The 15,524-nt window shown below is 73.9% G+C and carries 10 protein-coding genes; 3 read left to right on the forward strand and 7 right to left on the reverse strand.

What is annotated here, in order from left to right; translation table 11 throughout:
* Positions 1-67: 67 nt before the first annotated feature.
* Positions 68-667, forward strand: a complete 600-nt coding sequence (locus tag ACIA6B_RS14860) for a nitroreductase family protein (RefSeq protein ID WP_396773673.1) — start codon at positions 68-70, stop codon at positions 665-667.
* Here the strand turns inward: ACIA6B_RS14860 and ACIA6B_RS14865 are convergent.
* The 3 genes from ACIA6B_RS14865 to mtnA all read right to left on the reverse strand — a co-directional run bounded on the left by ACIA6B_RS14865 (position 651) and on the right by mtnA (position 5,287).
* Positions 651-2,195, reverse strand: coding sequence for an NAD(P)-binding domain-containing protein (locus ACIA6B_RS14865; RefSeq protein WP_396773609.1), 1,545 nt, complete (start codon positions 2,193-2,195; stop codon positions 651-653). The two genes, ACIA6B_RS14860 and ACIA6B_RS14865, sit on opposite strands and share 17 nt — an antisense overlap.
* Before the next feature lie 94 nt (positions 2,196-2,289).
* A complete protein-coding gene (locus ACIA6B_RS14870; RefSeq protein ID WP_396773611.1) occupies positions 2,290-4,248 on the reverse strand; it encodes a bifunctional aldolase/short-chain dehydrogenase in 1,959 nt (652 codons plus the stop codon).
* A gap of 28 nt (positions 4,249-4,276) precedes the next feature.
* The gene (mtnA, locus tag ACIA6B_RS14875; RefSeq protein ID WP_396773613.1) at positions 4,277-5,287 is read right to left on the reverse strand and encodes an S-methyl-5-thioribose-1-phosphate isomerase; all 1,011 of its coding nucleotides are present in this window, start codon (positions 5,285-5,287) and stop codon (positions 4,277-4,279) included.
* 557 nt (positions 5,288-5,844) lie between these two features.
* Between mtnA and ACIA6B_RS14880 the strand changes: the two genes are divergently transcribed.
* Positions 5,845-8,769 carry an ATP-binding protein gene (locus ACIA6B_RS14880; RefSeq protein ID WP_396773615.1) on the forward strand — a complete coding sequence of 975 codons (2,925 nt, stop codon included), beginning with the start codon at positions 5,845-5,847 and terminating at the stop codon, positions 8,767-8,769.
* On the opposite strand, the gene ACIA6B_RS14885 is transcribed toward ACIA6B_RS14880, so the two are convergent.
* The 3 genes from ACIA6B_RS14885 to ACIA6B_RS14895 all read right to left on the reverse strand — a co-directional run bounded on the left by ACIA6B_RS14885 (position 8,756) and on the right by ACIA6B_RS14895 (position 12,838).
* A complete protein-coding gene (locus ACIA6B_RS14885; RefSeq protein WP_396773616.1) occupies positions 8,756-9,325 on the reverse strand; it encodes a flavin reductase family protein in 570 nt (189 codons plus the stop codon). The two genes, ACIA6B_RS14880 and ACIA6B_RS14885, sit on opposite strands and share 14 nt — an antisense overlap.
* 128 nt (positions 9,326-9,453) lie before the next feature.
* The gene (locus ACIA6B_RS14890) at positions 9,454-11,574 is read right to left on the reverse strand and encodes a tetratricopeptide repeat protein (protein ID WP_396773618.1); all 2,121 of its coding nucleotides are present in this window, start codon (positions 11,572-11,574) and stop codon (positions 9,454-9,456) included.
* 73 nt (positions 11,575-11,647) lie between these two features.
* On the reverse strand, positions 11,648-12,838 hold the full coding sequence (locus tag ACIA6B_RS14895) for a hypothetical protein (protein WP_396773619.1): 1,191 nt from the start codon (positions 12,836-12,838) through the stop codon (positions 11,648-11,650).
* Positions 12,839-13,168: 330 nt separating this feature from the next.
* Between ACIA6B_RS14895 and ACIA6B_RS14900 the strand changes: the two genes are divergently transcribed.
* Positions 13,169-13,768 carry a flavoprotein gene (locus tag ACIA6B_RS14900; RefSeq protein WP_396773621.1) on the forward strand — a complete coding sequence of 200 codons (600 nt, stop codon included), beginning with the start codon at positions 13,169-13,171 and terminating at the stop codon, positions 13,766-13,768.
* A 164-nt stretch (positions 13,769-13,932) separates the two neighbouring features.
* Here ACIA6B_RS14900 and ACIA6B_RS14905 read toward each other — a convergent pair whose 3' ends face one another.
* On the reverse strand, positions 13,933-15,165 hold the full coding sequence (locus ACIA6B_RS14905; protein WP_396773622.1) for a glycoside hydrolase family protein: 1,233 nt from the start codon (positions 15,163-15,165) through the stop codon (positions 13,933-13,935).
* Between the last annotated feature and the right edge of the window lie 359 nt (positions 15,166-15,524).

Below are 15,524 nucleotides of genomic sequence, written 5' to 3' on the forward strand. Positions count from 1 at the left end.
CCAGGTGAACGACACCAGCCTGCTGCCCACGGTCCCCGTCCGGCACCGTCGCCGTCCGCCGGCGGACATGGTGCGTGAGGCGGAGGCGTTCGCCGATCGGATGGCCCAACGCCGCTCGGTGCGCGACTTCGCCGGTGACCCGGTGCCCGCCGGGGTGGTCGAGGCGGCGATCCGGGCCGCCTCGACCGCGCCCAGTGGCGCCAACGTCCAGCCGTGGCGCTTCGTCGTCCTGACGGATCCGGTCCGCAAGCGCCGGCTGCGCGAGGCCGCCGAGGCCGAGGAGCGGGCCTTCTACGACCGCCGCGCCTCACCGGAGTGGCTGGCGGCGATCGCCGGGATCGGCACCGACTGGCGCAAGCCGTTCCTGGAGAACGCACCGGTCGTCATCGTCGTGTTCGAGGTCCATCAGGGACCGAACAGCCCGAAGCCGTACTACGTCAAGGAGTCCGTCGGCATGGCGGTCGGCGTGCTGATCACCGCGCTGCACCACGCCGGTCTGGCCACCCTGACCCACACGCCCAGCCCGATGCGGTTCCTCAACGAGGTGTGCGAGCGTCCGCCGGAGGAGCGTCCGTACGTGGTGATGCCCGTCGGGTACCCCGCCCCGGACGCCCGCGTCCCCGACCTGACCCGCAAGCCGCTCGACGAGGTCATGGTCTGTCGGTGAGGTCCTCGGTCAGGAAGTCGACCAACGGCCCGACGTGCCGGTCCGGGCGTCGCCACTCGGCCAGCAGGTCCTCCAGCAGATGCTGCTCGGCGAGCAGTTCGGCGCCGCGGTAGCGGCGGATCACCGGGTGGATGAAGGCGCTCTCCCGGGCCCGGTCGGGCGTCGGGTGCCGGTCGATGGCGAAGACGTCGCCGTAGTCGTCGCGGCCCCACCGCAGCGCGAGCGTGTACCAGTGCGGGGCGGTCCCGAAGCGTTCGACGGCGTAGTCCTCCGGCAGGTCCTCGTAGTGGTGGAAGTCGCCGGTCACCTCGTCGCGGACGAAGGCGTCACAGAGGTACTCGAACTGCGTCCACAGCGCCGAGGACCAGTTGACCCGGTCGAGCATCAGCTTGGTCAGCGACGCGGCGTCCGCCGGCGTCGTCGCGTACGGCAGCGGCACGTCGTCGTACCGCTCCCGCAGCATCCGGGTGAACGTCCGGAGGTTGTACCGGAATCCGTCGATGAACGGCGAGGACGCGTGTTTGACGTCCCGGTCCTGGGCGATGGTGCCGGCGAAGTACAGGCCGTCGACGTTGCGCGACTGCCAGTCCGGGCGCAACCCGGGCATCCGACCGTCGCGCACCATCTCGGGACGGCACGACTCGTCGAACATCGACGTGTCCATCCGAAAACCGGTGCACCTGAGCACGGTGTGGTAGTCCAGCTCGGCGGTCTCCCCCTCGGCGTGGGTGTACGTGATCGACACCCGGAACCGCCCGTCGACGGGCCGGATCTCGTCGATCGTGCAGTCCAGCACCGAGTGCAGCGTCTTGAACTGGTAGCTGTCCAGGATCGCGCCGTACTGGCCCCGGACGTCGCCCGGGTGCTTGGTGTTCCACGCCAGTCGCAGTGGCTGCCGGCTGGCGAGGTGCACCATCGAGGCCCGGCCGAGAATCGCCGACGCGGTCTCGAAGGCGGAGTTGCCCTTGCCGATGATCAGCACGCGTTGGCCGTCGTACGCGGTGGGATCGACGACCATGTCCTCGTACCCGACGGCGTGTTCGATCCCCTTGATCGCCGGCACGAACGGCCGGCCCCAGCCGGTCGCGACGATCAGGCAGCCCGCGCGCACCTCGCCCCGGTCGGTGCGCACGATGAAGCCGTCGCCGGTGCGGGTGATCCCTTCGACGGTCGTGCCGTAGCGGACGTTGAGCTGATGCACCCGCTGGAACTCGGCGAGGTAGCGCACCAGGTCGTCGGCCGCCGGCAGGTACTCCTCGCTGAACCGCGGGAAGAGCAGGTCCGGCGCGTCGTTGAGCAGCGAGTTCCAGTCCCAGCGCAGGCGGATCTCGGGGTCGGTGCTGTCGGTGTGCACCTTGTTCAGGGAGATGAGGCGACGGTGCCGCGGGAACCGTCGGAAGAACCCGCCGGGGGCGTCACCCCGTTCCAGCGTCAGGTAGTCGGCGCCCTGCCGCTGGAGGTAGTAGCTCAGTTGCAGGCCGGCGGGCCCCGCCCCGACGATCACGTACCGGTGTTCGCTGCTGACCATGCTGCGCCCTTCGACGGAGAGGTGATTCCATCGACCATGGAATGTGGAGCGAGGCGTGTCAATGCCGGGCCGGCCCCGCCCCGGCGCCGGGATCTCAGATCACCCGCTCGTTCCCACCGTCCACACTGATCTGCGCCCCGGTGGTGGCCGCGAACGGCTCCCCGCAGAGGGTGGCGGCCAGCTCCCCCACCCGGGCGCTGGTGATCTCGGCGCCGAGCAGGTTCCGCCGCTTGTACTCCGCCACGGTCAGCCCGTAGTGCCGGGCCCGGGCGTCGAGCACCTCCGGGCTCCACAGCCCGGTGTCGAAGACCGCGTCGGGGTGCAACACGTTCACCCGGATGCCGTCGCCCGCCCATTCCAGCGCCGCCACCCGCGCCACCTGTGTCACCGCCGCCTTCGAGGCGGAGTAGGCGACCGCGCCGGGGCCGGGGGCGAGGGCGTTGCGGGAGGCGATCACCACCACCCGGCCGCCTCGGGGCGCGAGCGCGAGCAGCGGGTGGGCCCGGCCGAGCAGGTGGGCCACGGACTCCGCGTTGACCGCCATGGTGCGCTGCCACCCGGCCGGGTCCGGGTCGGCGATCGCCCGGCTCGGCGGGAAGATCCCGGCCGCCGCGACGACGATGTCCACCCCGCCGAAGCGGTCGACGGCGGCGTCCAGGGCGGCGTCCACGGCCGCGGCGTCGGTGACGTCGACGGTCAGGCCGAGGCGGGCCGGCCCGTCGGACGCGCCGACCGACGGGTCCCGGTCCAGGGCCACCACGCAGGCCCCGCGCGCCAGCAGCGCCTCGGCGCAGGCCCGGCCGATGCCGGAAGCCGCTCCGGTCACCACCGCCACCTCGCCGGCGAACTCCGGCGTCGGTCCGCCCCGCCGCAGCTTCGCCTGCTCCAACTCCCAGTACTCCACGTCGAAGATGTCCTCCGCCGGCAGCGCCCGGTAACCGCTGACCGCCTCGGCGGCCTCGATCACGTCGACCGTGTGCCGGTAGATGTCCCGGGCCATCAGCGTCTCGGCCGCCGACCGGCCGGTGGTGAGCATCCCCAGCTCCGGGTCGAGGATCACCCGTGGCGCCGGGTCGAGCATGGTCAGCGTGGTGCGGGCCCGGGAGCGGTGCTGCTCGACGTACCGGCGGTAGGCGTCGGCGTAGCCGGCCGGGTCGGCGCCGACCAGCGGGATCCGTTTGGTGCGCAGCACGTGGTCCGGGGTGACCGGGCCCCGGGTGGCGACCGCCGCCAGGTCGGGCCGGTCCAGGAAGGCCCGCACGGCCGGGTCCTCGTGGCGGCTGAGCAGCATCGGGGCATTCGCCGTGGCGGAGACGTCGCGGCGCAGCCGGGCCAGCCGGACCCGGTCCACCGGCGGGGGCGGGACCGGCGCGACCGGGGGTCGGGGCAGCCCGACCCGCTCCTCCGCCAGGCTGATCAGGTCGATGTGCCGGCGGTACGCCTCCTCGGCGTCCGCGCCGAAGGTGAAGAGCCCGTGGTGGAGCAGCACCATGCCGACCGTCCCGGCGTGCGCGCGGGCCGGGTAGAGGTCCGCGCACCGCCGGGCCAGGTCGAACCCCGGCATCACGTACGGCACCACGACGACGCTGTCGCCGTAGAGTTCCTCGACCAGCCGCGCGCCGTCCGGCTGGTTGGTGAGGGCGAGCAGCGCGTCGGCGTGGCTGTGCAGCACGACCGGGTGCGGCAACAGCGCGTGCAGCAGCGTCTCCACGCTCGGGTCCGGCGCCCGCGCGTCGAGCCGGGCACAGCGCAACTCGTTCATCATCTCGCTGTCGCCGAGGCGCTCCAGCCGCAGCAGCGCCCGCAGCCGCTCCAGCCGCAGCGCGGTGAACCCGGACTCGTCCATCGTCGCCAGATCGGAGCCGCTGCCCTTGACGTGCAGCACCGCCACCGGTTCCCCGGTGAGGTCGGTGACCGTCGTCTTGACCGAGGTGTTCCCCCCGCCGTGCAGCACCAGGCCGGTGTCGGCCCCGAGCAGCCGGGACGCGTACACGAGTCGCGCGATCGGGGCGGAGCCGTCCGGGGCGTCGGCGGCGGACCAGCGGTTACGCATCGGGGTGTGCACTCCTCGGGTCGGTGGGTCAGCTCCGGCCGATGGGGTCGTCGGGGCGACCGCCGGCGGCCGGCAGGATCACCCGACGCTCGGTGACGATGGCGGTGACCAGGTCCGCCGGGGTCACGTCGAAGGCGTAGTTGAGCGTGCCGGTGCCCTTCGGGGCCAGCGCCACCGCCCCCAGGGCGGTGATCTCCTCGGGGTCGCGGACCTCGATGTGCACGTCCCGGCCGGAGGGCGTGGCGAGGTCCACCGTGGACTCCGGGGCGGCGACCACCATCGGCACCCCGGCCCGGGCCGCCGCCAGCGCCAGCGGGTACGTGCCCACCTTGTTGATCACGTCGCCGTTGGCGGTGATCCGGTCCGCGCCCACCACCACCGCGTCGACCCGGCCCTGGGCGAGCACCGACGCGGCGGCCGAGTCCACCACCAGGGTGTGCGCCGCGCCCATCTGGGCCAGCTCCCACACGGTCAGCCGGGCGCCCTGGAGCAGCGGGCGGGTCTCCGAGGCGTACACGTGGGTGAGCGCGCCGTGTTCCTGGAGGGACCGGACGACCCCGAGGGCGGTGCCCCACTCGACGGTGGCCAGCGCGCCGGCGTTGCAGTGCGTCTGGACGGCCACCTGCGGTCCGACGGTCTCGACCAACCAGCGGGCGCCGCGTTCGCTGAGTTCCCGGCAGCAGCGGACGTCCTCCGCCAGCACGGTCAGGGCCTCGGCGAGGGCCGCCTCGGCGCCCTCGGCGTCGAGGCGGGCGCGGACCCGGTCCACGCCCCAGGCGAGGTTGACCGCGGTGGGACGGGCGGCGCGGAGCGCGTCGACGGCCTGGCGCAGCTCGGTCGGGTCCGGGTGTCGGCGGGCGGCGAGCGCCACGCCGAGCGCCCCGGCGACGCCGATCGCGGGCGCGCCCCGGATCGCCAGGGACCGGATCGCGGCGATCAGGTCCTCGACGGTGTCGATCTCCAGGAACTCGACCTCGTGCGGCAGCCGGGTCTGGTCGATCGCGACGATCCGGTCGTCCCGCCAGTCGATGGTCCGCATCCGTACCCCTCACCGCCCGGTTGCCGATCATACGTCGAACACAGCAGGAGAGTTCCCCACGAATCGAGAGCTGTCAACAGCTTGTGCCGGACCCCGCACGGAGCGATGTTCCCGTCGGCCCGCGACCGCGACCTCCTCGGGGCCCCGGCCGGGGCCCCGGCCGGACAGCTTTGCGGAAATGGTTCCCGCCCCGGCGAATCGCGCTGTTCGCCGCCATACGGCGACACTCCCTTCAAAAGCACCGGCAGCGGCCATTCATCGCGCAATCCGCTTTGTTCGACGATCCGCCGTAGCGCCGCGACAGCACATCAGCAAAAACCGCCAAAGTAGATCATAAGCGGGAAATTGCGTGACCCAGCGCACTTCTGCGAACACGCCTGGTGTACCAACTGGAAGATCCAGAGCAAAATACAAGACTGTAAATTCGTTGCGATCCTTCTTAGGCTGACCGTTCCCGGAGCCGCCGGTCCCGATTCCTACGACCCCGGTCGGATATGTGTCCCGACGCTTCGAGGGTGACCAGGCGTTCCGTTCTTGTTCCGAGACAGGGAGGTGCCATGCTCGCCGGGAGTAATTGTTCGCTGCCCGTCCTGGTCGCCCGCGACCACCAGCGGGACCTGCTGCACGCGGCGGTGGACCGGGCCCGGCAGGGGCACGGCGGCTGCGTCTTCCTGGTCGGCGAGGACGGCACGGGCAAGACCCGGCTGGTCCTGGAGGCCGCCCGTCGGGCCTGGCAGTCCGGCATGTCGGTGCTGCCGGGGCGGGCGGGCAGCACGGGACCCGTCGTGCCGCTGCGCCCCCTCACCGAGGCCCTGGCGCACCTGTCCCGCAGCGAACCCATCCTGGAGCATCCCCGGCTGCGCCCCTACCGGTCCGCCCTGGGCGGGCTGCTCCCCGAGTACCGCTCCCCCGACACCGCTCCGGCGCCGCCCTCGCCGGTGCTCCTCGGCGAGGCGGTGCTGCGGCTGCTGTCGGTCGCGGGCGCCGAGCGCGGCTGCCTGTTGGCGCTCGAGGACCTGCACGACAGCGACCGCGAGACGCTGACGGTGGTGGAGTACCTGGCCGACAACCTCGTCCACCAGGGCACCCTGCTGCTCGCGACCGTGCGGCAGGGCCCGGGGCCGGCATGGGACCTGACCCAGTCGCTCGGCCGGCGGTGCCGCGGCGCGGTCCTGCCGCTGGACCCGCTGGACCCGCCGGCGGTCCGCCTGCTCGCGGCGTCCCGGCTGCGGCTCTTCCCCCACCAGGTGCCGGAGGCGGTCGTGACCCGGCTCTACCGGGACAGCGCCGGCAACCCGTTCCTCGCCACCGAACTGCTCCAGGCCATGGTGGACAGCGGCGCCCTCGTCGTGCACCCGGGTGGGTGCCGGCTGGTCGACGAGGTCCCCACCGCTGTGCCGTCGAGCGTCCGGCACACCGTCGCCGGCCAGGCGACCCGGCTCGGGCCCGCCGGCCACCGCCTGCTCACCGCCGCGGCCGTGATCGGCGAACGGTTCCCCGTCTCGGTGCTCGGGCAGACCCTGCGGCTGGACCAGGACGATCTGCTCCGGCACGTGCGCGCGGCGGTCACCGCCGGGCTGGTCGTGCCCGGCCCCGACGACCACGACTGGTACGCCTTCCGCAACCCGACCATCACCCTGGCGCTGCTCGACCTGCTCACCCCGGCCGATCGGGCCGTCCTGGCGCAACGGGTGACCGAGGCGGTGCACGAGCTGCACCCGGAGCTGACGGGGGGATGGTGCGCGTTCGCCGCCCGCCTGGCCGGTCGGGGCGGCGACCCGGCGCGGGCGGCCCGGCTGCTGACCCTCGCCGGCCGCCGGTCGCTCGCCACGGGCCGGCTGCACGCGGCCGTCGAGACCCTGGAACAGGCGTGGCGACTCGCCGAGACCGCCCCGGACGCCCCGCTGCGTGCCGAGGTGCTGCACGAGCTGCTCTGCGCGCTGGTGGAGACGGGCGACGCCGAACGCGGGCTGCGGCTCCTCGACAACCTCGACGACCTCTGCCACCCGGGCGTTGCGCCCGAACGGCTGGCCGACGTGCACGTGCAGCTCGCCCGGCTGGCCGGCCTCGCCGGGCGGCGGGCCGACGCGGTCGTGCAACTGGAGACGGCCCGGGCGGTGCTCGGCCCGGACGCCCCCGGACCGCGGACCGCGTACCTGGACGCGGTCGCGGCCCACCTCGCGATCGGCGTGCCCGACCAGGCGGTCCGGCTCGCCGAGCGGGCGGTGGCGGAGGCCGAGCACGCCGGACTGCCGGCGGTGGCCTGTCTCGGCTGGCAGGTCCGCGGCCTGCTGGCCCGCCGGCGGGAGACCGACGAGGCGCAGACGTGCTTCTTCCGGATCCGGCAGCTGGCCGACCGCCACCACCTGCCGCTGTGGCGGGCCCGGGCCACCCTGCTGCTCGCCGAGCACCAGTGGTTGCTTACCGGTGACGCCGACGCCCTGCGCCACAGCGCGGAACGCAACGGACGGCGCGGCTCCTCGGCGCTGCGCCACACCGGGCACACCCTGCTCGCCTGGCACCACGCCCTACGGGGCCGGTACGACGAGGCGGAGCGCCTGGTCGCCGCGAGCGTGGCGGAGGCGGGGCGGCTGGGATTGCGCGACGTGCTGGTCCGGTCGTCGCTGGTCCGCGCGATCTGCGCCGGGCACCGGGGCCGGCGGCCGGAGCTGGACGAGGCGCTCGTCGAGCTGCGGCGCCACGGGGACACCGGCTCGCCGTACCTGGCGCTGGCGCACGGGATGGCGTACGCGGTCTGCGCGCTGCTGGAGGAGGACCCGGACCGGGCGCGCGACGAGCTGGCCCGCGCGGCCCGGTACGACGCGGAACGGCCGGCGCCCTATCCGCTGGCCGGCGAGCACGGGCTGGGGTTGCTGCTGGACGTGTTGGGCGGTGCGGCGAGCTGGTGTCGCGGACGCCCGACGAGCGGCGGCGACGCGGGTCGCCTGCACTGGAACCGGCAGTTCGGGTCGCTCGCCGAGGCCGTGCTGCTGGGCCGGCAGGGCCGGCGCGAGGAGGCCGCGGCGGCGGTGGCGGCGGTGCGCCGGGACCCGCACGCGCACCCGATCGCCGTCCACCTCGGCCTGCGCCTCGTCGCCGGGGCGGCCCGGACGGACCGCTGGGGAGAGCCGGTCGCCTGGCTGCGCCAGGCCGAGGAGCACTTCCGCCAGGCCGGGCTCGGGGCGCCCGCCCGGGCCTGCCGGGCCGAGCTGCGCCGGTGCGGCGTGGTGGTGCCGCACCGCCGCGACACCAGCCGGGTGCCGCCGCCGCTGCGGCTCAGGGGAGTGACCGAGCGGGAGTACGAGGTCCTCGAACTCATGGCGGACTGGTCCGACAACCGCAGCATCGCCAACGAGCTCTTCATCTCCCCGCGCACCGTGGAGAAGCACGTGGCCAGCCTGATCGCCAAGACCGAGCAGACGAACCGGGCGGCGCTCAACCGGTACGCCGCCCGGTTCCGCGAGCGGGTCAATCCGGACTGACCGCCCGGTACCGTCCGCCGAAGAAGACGGCCGGCTCCCCGCCCGCGCGGCTCTCGCACCAGTACGGCGCGCCCAGCACCAGCGCGTGGTCGGCGACCCCGATCACCTGGCTCACGGTGCAGACCGCGACCGCGAGCGCGCCGTCGAGCAGCGGCAACCCGTCCCGGTCGCGGTACGGCACCCCGGCGAAGCGGTCCGGCGCCCGGCCGGCGAACTGGTCGGCCAGGTGGCACTGCCGCCGGCTCAGCAGGTTCACCGCGAAGACGCCCTCGGCGGTGAGCGCGGCCAGCGTGCGGCTGGCCCGCCCGAGCGAGACGAGCAGCAGGGGCGGGCTCAGCGACACGGAGGTGAACGCGTTGACCGTGCAGCCGACCGGCTGCCCGTCGGTGTGACTGGTGACCACCGCGACGCCGGTGGCCCAGTTGCGCATGAACTCGCGCAGCAGCGGACCGCTGACGCCGCCGGGCCGGGCCGGGTCGCCGGCCCGGTTGCCGGCGGGCGCCGGCGGGTCGGCGGCCGGTCCACCGGCGGGCGCGGGCGGGGCCGCGGCGCCCACCGGGGAACGGTCGGCGGCCCCGACGGGCCGGGAGCGGTCGGCGGCCCCGACGGGCGGGTGGGACGCGTCGGGCTGCGCCCCGGCGCGCGGCCCGACCGCTGTCGAGTCCCTGATCGAGGCCGTGGTGGTCATCGCGCCCCGGCCAGGTCCAGCCGCTCGGCCGCGCCGGCCGTCTCGTCGGCCCGGGCGGCCTCGGTGTCCCCGAGCTCCGCGTGACACCGGGCCCGCTGGCTCAGCAGCTCGCCCCGGTCGGCTCCGGGCAGCTCCAACGCGCGGCTGTAGTCGGCCACCGCGTCGGCCCAGCGACCCGACGCCTGGTGGACGAAGCCCCGGTTGTACCACAGGTCCGGGTTGTCGGGCTCGACCGCCAGCGCCGCGGTCAGGTCCGCGACCGCGGTGGCGTGGTCCCCGCCGTCGAAGGCGAGGGCGGCCCGGCTGGCCAGCGCGGCGACCAGTTCCGGGTCGGCCCGCAGCGCCGCGTCGAAGTGCCGCCGCGCCTGCGCCCCGTCCCCGTCGGCCAGCGCGAGCACGCCGCGCAACTGCCGCAGACGGGGCTCGTCGGGGTGCCGCAGCAGTCCTTCGTCCAGGTGCGGGCGGGCGTCGTCGAGCAGCCCGTCGTCGAGCAGCAGGCTGACGAGGTTCACCCGGGCGTCCACCTGGTCCGGCTCCAGCTCGACGACGTAACCGAAGTCGGCCACCGCGCCGGCCAGGTCGCCCAGCTCGGTCCGGATGTCCGCCCGGTTGTAGTACAGCTCGTAGAACGGCGGCGACAGGCTGATCGCGGTGTCGCAGTCGGCGACGGCGCCGACCAGGTCGCCCAGCCGTCGCCGCACGTCGGCCCGGTCGAAGTAGTAGTCGGCGTAGTTCGGGTCCAGCTCGATCACCTTGGTCAGGTCGGCCAGCGCCTCGTCCAGCCGGCCGAGCGCGAGGTACGCCTTGCCCCGGTTGTGCACCAGCACCGACCGGTGCAGCCGGTGCTTGTCGCCGGGCAGCTCCTGGTCGAGCCGGCGCAGCCCCTCGTCGACCAGCCGCAGCGCCGCCGGCAGCCGACCCAACCGCATCTCGATCAGCGCCAGACCGTTGTTCTGGAACACCGAGTGGAAGGCCCGCTTCTCCAGGTCGGGCAGGAGCGAGGCGATCGCGATGGAGTTGTTGATGTAGCCCCGGGCCAGATGGTGGTCCCGCAGCTCGTCGGGGTGGAAGCGGGTGTAGAGCATCGCCAGCGCGTACCCGGTGGACATCTGCAACTCCGGGTCGGCGTACCGGCTGCGCAGGTCCAGGTAGGTCGGTTCCGCCTCCACGGTGCGCCCGAGCACCACCATCGCCGAGCTGGCCCGGGTGCTCAGCAGCCAGAACCGTTGCATCTGGGTCTCCGGGTCCACGATCGCCCGGCCGCGGGTCCCGTAGTCGATCACGGCGTGGTAGTAGCCCATCGCGCCGCAGTGCCGGGCCGCCTCGTAGAGCGCGTCCGCGCCGGCGCCGGCCGGATCACTGCCGCGCTCCAGGTGCCACGGGATCGCGCCCAGCTCCAGGCTCCACTCGCCGCGCTCGCGCAGCAGTGCCGCACGCGCGTCGTGCAGCCGTACCCGGCGGTCCGCGTCCGTCTGCTCGTACGCGGCCAGCTCCGCCGGGTCGGTGGAGGTGCCGTCCGCGTCGACGTACGCCTGCGCCAGCTCCTCCCGGTCGCGGCCGGCGGCGGCGCCCGGTCGGGGCAGGTCCGGCAGCCGGGTCGCGTACCGTTCGAGCGCGGCGGACAGCTCGGGTTCCAGGGGACCGCCGTCGGTGCCGATGGTCACCTGCACCCGGTCCGGCCGGACCCGACGCAGGAAGATGGCGAGGAACTCCTGGTCCGTGGGGTCCGCCTGGCCCACCCGGTCGAACGCCACCCGTAGCGGCAGCCGGCCGGTGGCGGCGGCGTGGCCGGCGACGAACTCGGTCGCTCCGTGCGCCAGCCGCCGGGTCCGGTTGGCCGGGTAGATCCGGGTCCGCTCCTCGGGGACGGCGAGGGAGGTGAGGGTCTCGGGCGCGGCGTCGATCGCGCCCCGCAGCTCCGGCGCGGCGGAGAGGATCTCGGTCAGGTGCCGGCGGACCAGGTCGGGCCGGCGCTCGTAGGTCTCCGGCACGATCAGGCGCAGCAGGCTGCCCAGCCCGGTGTACGGACCACGCAGGCCCCGGTGCGCGTCGACCGCGAGATCGGCCCGCTCGCCGTCGGCCGGCGACGGCCCAACCCGCCATTGGTGTGCAGTCATGCCTTGCTCCTCGGTTGGGGTGGGTCCGGCGGCTCGGTGGCCGTCGTGGACGGTCGTGGTGGGCGGGCGGCGGTCAGCCGGCCGGAGCGGGGCTCGGGCGCTTCGCCCGCCGGCGTTGGAGCCGTCCGGCCAGCAGCGGCAGCAGCACCAGCTCGAACGTGACCAACAGGAGGGACGCGACCGAGTCCCAGAAGCCGGGCCCGGTGGGCGAGCCGTTGACGAGGGCGCTGAGCACCCGGGTGCCGAACTCCCAGATCAGCGGCGCGGTCCAGAGCGCGACGGTGACCAGCAGCACCCCAACACCGGCGCAGGTGACAAGCGCGAACCAGGGGGCGAGCCGCCGGTCCCGCGGCGACCAGTCGCCGTCGGTCCAGTCGGCGCGGCGTACCCAGGGCAACCAGCCGAACCGGTCGCGCAGGTACGCCCGGCTCACCTCGTCCAGGTTGGTGCAGCCCAGGGCCGTGGTGGCGACGTAGTACATGTCGGTGCGCAGGAAGACGTAGAACTGCCAGGACATCCGCAGCAACACGGTGTACGCCACCGCGAGCGCGAGCCGTCCCGGCCAGGACAGGCCGTCGGACAGGTCGGCCGCGGCGGCGAGCACGAGCGCGCCGAAGAGCACCGCGTCGGCCAGCAGGCCGGCCGTCATCGGCAGGTAACGCCGCCGCGCCGGCACGGTGAGCAGCGCGTCCAGCTCGGTCTCGACCACCACGTAGTAGAGCCGGCGGCCGATCCGCATCCGGGTGGGCAGGCCGAGCCGGCGGGCCGCGAGCAGGTGGTAGAACTCGTGCCAGAGGATGGCCGGCGACTGGCAGAGGGCCAGGCCCACCTGTACGCCGAGCAGGGAGGGCACGAAGAAGACGTGGTCGGCCTGGGGGCGCAGCTCCGGTCGGTTCACCATGGCGACGACGGCGGCGCCCGTCACCAGCAGGTAGACGACCCAGGCCAGCGGGGAGAAGGCGAGCCGGCCGAGCCGCTGGAAACGCACCTTCGGCCGCGTGGCCAGCGGTTCCCCCTCGGCCCGGACGAACCTCAGCTCGCGCATCGCGGCCACGAAGTCGGCCATGTCGACGGTCTCGCCGTAGGTGCGCCGGTACCACTGCTCGGCCTCGTCGACCGGCATGCCTCCGGCCAGTCGGCGCAGCAGCGCGACGCCGTCCTCGGGCAGCATGGCGAAGGAGGCGGCGTCGACGCGGCCGACCGTGATGCCGTCCCGCTCCGGCACGTACGTGAGCGGGTGGAACTCCAAGCGGGTGGGTGACATCGGCCCTCCATCGCGGTGACGGCCGGCGACGGCCGCCCCGGCGCCACAGGCGTCGGGGCGGCCGGACCGGTCAGCAGCAGTCCGTGCAGTACAGCGGCGCAGACGTGGTGAGCTTGATGGAACCGGTCTTGCGGATCGTGATCTTCTTCATGACGTTCACCTCCTCGGACGGGCGTCGGGTGGCTGGCCGGCCGGGGCCTGGGGAAGAACCTGCCACCCGGCCGGTCCGGACGGCATGGGGAACGGCCCCCAAACTCCCGGCGGGCGGGGGCGCGAAGACGGGGCCGCTCCCCCATGTCCGGGACCGGGTCGGCACGCCACGCTGTCGCCATGCGAGATGACGCACTGTCGGTGATCGTCAGCGGCTCGAGCGCCGCGATGGCGACCTCGGGTTACCTGTCCTGGCTGCGCCAGGAGATCGACCTGCCATTGCGGGTGCTGCTCACGGCGAGCGCCGAACGTTTCGTGCCGCCCCAGGTGGCCGCCTGGTACGCCGACGAGGTCTGGACCAGCGCCGATCCGGGGCTGAATCCGACCGAGTTCGCGAAGCGTTCCGTCGGCCTGGTGGTGCTGCCGGCGACGGCCAACATGCTCGCCGCGACGGCCCTCGGCCTGGCCGGCACGCCGGCGCAGACCGCGTTGCTGGCCAGCGACCGCCCGTCGCTCTTCTTCCCCAGCATGAACCGCTCCATGTGGGTCAAGCGGGTCACCCAGCGACACGTCGAGGCGTTGCGCGACGAGGGGCACACGGTGGTGGAGCCGCAGGATCGCGTGATCTTCGAACTGTGGCAGCGGGAGAACGCGATCGGCATCGCCATGCCGCCGCCGGACACCGTCGCCGAGCTGATCGCGAGCTGGCTGGAGACCACCCTCGCCGCCGAGGGCGAGGAAGCCACCGGGACCGAGCAGACCGCCGACCCGCTGGCCTGAGCCCGCCCGTCACGGGCAGCGACGCTCGCGCCTCACGACACCCGGCCCGCTCGCGCGCACGCCGCCCGGCATCGCCGCCCGGCATCACCCCGCGGGACCTGAGCGCCGGTCACGGCCGCCGCCCAGGTCCCGAGGAGCAGGTCGCCCTCATCGTTGCGGGCTGCTCACGACCCGCGGTACGCGTCCCCGGCCGGAGTCAGGACGCCGTCCTCGCGATACAGCCCGAGTGCCGCCGCCTCCCCCGAGGCGGGCAGCGCGAACAACGCGTAGCGCTCCACGTACGGGGTCGCCTGGAGCCGGGCGGTGGCCTCGCGGACGAACTCGCTCAACTGCCCGGCGCTCGGGTAGCGCGGATGACCGGTGAAGTTGGTCAGGCTGAACTCGGTGACCCACACGGGCAGCCCGTAGCGCTCGCGCACCGCCTGCACGTAGTTCATCAGGTGTTGCGGGGCGGCGGGGCCGAAGTCCGAGCCGTACCAGTGCAGGGCGATGAAGTCCACCCGCATGCCGCGCTGACGCGCCCCGCTCAGGAAGCGGTCCAGCCATCCGCCGGGGACCTCGCCGCCGAAGGCGACGGCGGGACTGCCCAGGCGCATGCCGGTCCGTTCGAGCCGCGGCCACAGCGCCAGCGCCTGCTCGACGCTCATGTTCGCCTGTTGCGGCAGGTCGGGCTCGTTGAAACCGAGCAGCGTGGTGCCGGAGCGCCGCGCGCTGTCGAGGTCGCCGTCGTTGACCGCGCCGGCTCCCCAGATCATCGGTACGAACTCCGCCTGCGCCGGGACGTCGTCCGGGTTCGCGGACCAGTCGTAGTACCAGTCGGCCCCCACCGCGTGGACGCCGTCGGCGACCCGGGGGAAGGCCCACGTGCTCACGCCCTTCTTTCCCGCCGCGCCGGCCGGACGCGGTGCGCCCGGCACGCTCCACCGCTGGTTCGGGCCGCCGGTGCAGGTCCACAGCCGCAGGTGCGTGCCGTCGGCGTCGCCGGGGGCGTCGAGGCACTTGCCGGAGCCGGTGTTGACCAGTTGCCCGTCGGTGAACCGCCACTGCTGCGCGCCGGTGCCGTTGCAGTCGAACAACTGGATGCGCGTGCCGTCCGCCCGGTCGCCGCCCGCCACGTCGAGGCACTTTCCCAGCGCCCGCACCGACCCCGAACCGTCGTGGAACCAGTCCTGAGCCACCGTGCCGTTGCAGTCCGCGAGCTGGATCGGCGTGCCGTTGGCGCTCTGGGTCCACGCCACGTCGACGCATCTGCCACCGGCGCCGACGATGGTCGGGTGGGCACTGGCCCGCGCGGTGGGCACCACGGCCAGACCCGCGCCGAGCACGGCCCCGACCGCGCCGAGGACCACCACGGCGCGCACCGCCCGGTGCGCGCCGCCCCGCTGCCACATCTGCATTCGACCCCTCCACCACTCGCCGGACCCGCCCTACGACAGGCGGGACTGCGCCTACGACGGTCGGGGACGACCTTCGGTTCACCGGTCACGCGATCCGATCGGACCGCGACGCCGACAGGTGACCGCACCGAACACCCCCGAGGAGTCGCCGGGCGGCACGCTACCGCCAGTCGTGTTCGCGGGGCGTCAACCGATCAATCATGGTTACTTCATACGGCGAACGAACTAAGCAGTCAAGTGGCCGAACGGTTGATGCGGCCCGTATCCGAAGCGCCCTTGGCAGCGAAAACGTCGCCGATGCCAGGTTCGGGGCACCTGAGCTTGGCGTCACGGACCGCGTCTCACAATCCGCGACTGAG

It is taken from the genome of Micromonospora sp. NPDC051141, from assembly GCF_044455765.1.
Taxonomy (GTDB): Bacteria; Actinomycetota; Actinomycetes; order Mycobacteriales; family Micromonosporaceae; genus Micromonospora.

Coding starts and splice junctions, on each gene's coding strand:
- ACIA6B_RS14895 (WP_396773619.1), bottom strand. CDS start 12,838: ATGTCACCCACCCGCTTGGAGTTCCACCCGCTCACGTACGTGCCGGAG.
- ACIA6B_RS14870 (WP_396773611.1), bottom strand. CDS start 4,248: ATGCGTAACCGCTGGTCCGCCGCCGACGCCCCGGACGGCTCCGCCCCG.
- ACIA6B_RS14890 (WP_396773618.1), bottom strand. CDS start 11,574: ATGACTGCACACCAATGGCGGGTTGGGCCGTCGCCGGCCGACGGCGAG.
- ACIA6B_RS14905 (WP_396773622.1), bottom strand. CDS start 15,165: ATGCAGATGTGGCAGCGGGGCGGCGCGCACCGGGCGGTGCGCGCCGTG.
- ACIA6B_RS14900 (WP_396773621.1), top strand. CDS start 13,169: ATGCGAGATGACGCACTGTCGGTGATCGTCAGCGGCTCGAGCGCCGCG.
- ACIA6B_RS14880 (WP_396773615.1), top strand. CDS start 5,845: ATGCTCGCCGGGAGTAATTGTTCGCTGCCCGTCCTGGTCGCCCGCGAC.
- ACIA6B_RS14860 (WP_396773673.1), top strand. CDS start 68: ATGGTGCGTGAGGCGGAGGCGTTCGCCGATCGGATGGCCCAACGCCGC.
- mtnA (WP_396773613.1), bottom strand. CDS start 5,287: ATGCGGACCATCGACTGGCGGGACGACCGGATCGTCGCGATCGACCAG.
- ACIA6B_RS14865 (WP_396773609.1), bottom strand. CDS start 2,195: ATGGTCAGCAGCGAACACCGGTACGTGATCGTCGGGGCGGGGCCCGCC.